This is a genomic window from Micromonospora sp. LOL_015 (genome assembly GCF_048060275.1).
In the GTDB taxonomy this organism is placed as follows: domain Bacteria; phylum Actinomycetota; class Actinomycetes; order Mycobacteriales; family Micromonosporaceae; genus Micromonospora_E.
Genome location: NZ_JBHMIO010000150.1, coordinates 1 through 960 on the forward strand (window position 1 = coordinate 1; position 960 = coordinate 960).

The window sequence follows — 960 nt, forward strand, 5'->3', positions numbered from 1 at the left end:
ATAGGCGTTACCTGAGTCGGCGGGTTGTCGGCCGGGTGTCCCAGCGGTAGAGCGTGCGGGCTCGTTGGATGAGTTGACGGATCGTGACGATCGCGGCGGCCAGGTAGAGGTAGAAGTCGATGATCGTAGCGTTGCGGTCGGTGCAGCGGCGGATCTTGCCGAAGCCGTTCATCCACGAGTTCGTGCGCTCGACCACCCACCGCTTACCGACTTGGATCGGGGCGGGTACGCCCTTGCGGGCGATCTCGGCGTCGAAGCCGAGTTCATCGAGCAGCTCCCGGGCGCGGTTGCTGTCGTAGCCGCGATCGAGGTGGGCTGTGACCTGCTCAGGCCAGTGATGGCGGAGTTGGGCGCTGCACGCTTCGAAGGTGTCGCGCAGCAGCGGCGAGTCGGGCCGGTTGGCCGGGGCACCGGTGATCCCGAGCGGGATGCCGTAGCCGTCCACACCGGTCGAGCGCTTCATACCGCCCTTGCCGCGGTCGACCGGTGAGCGGCCGGCCCGGTCGCCGCCACACGGCGCTTTCGTGATCGCGCCGTCAGCGCTGACGTCAGTCAGGTCCAGGCCGATCATGCGGTCGTAGGCGTCCAGGGCGAGTTCATGGACCTGCTCACCGAGACCGGCGTCAGCCCACAACCGCAGACGGCGACGGATCGTCCGGTCCGAACAGTCACCCGACGCGACGCGTTCATAGCCGGATCCATGGACCAAAGCGGCGATGACGTGCTCGAACACGATCCGGTCCGGGATCCGCCGGCGGTGACAGCCCAGCGGATGGGCCGGGTCGAACTCGGGTTGTTCAGGCCACAACGCGGCGAACTGGACCCAGATGGGTTCGAGCAACGATGATTGCAGCGCAGGCACGGGACTCCATCGGTTGCAGAGCGTAGAGAACTCCGATGATCGATGGACCCGTGCCTGCCTACTACTTCCAGGTACCCGCATGTCCGGATCTTGGACCC

Annotated in this window: 1 protein-coding gene; it reads right to left on the bottom strand. The window is 66.4% G+C overall.

All coding sequences use genetic code 11. The features are described 5' to 3' along the window. Positions 1–7 precede the first annotated feature (7 nt). Entirely contained in the window at positions 8–862 is an 855-nt protein-coding gene (locus ACFHWU_RS29220) for an IS5 family transposase (protein WP_416557686.1), read from the bottom strand. Positions 863–960: the final 98 nt, after the last annotated feature.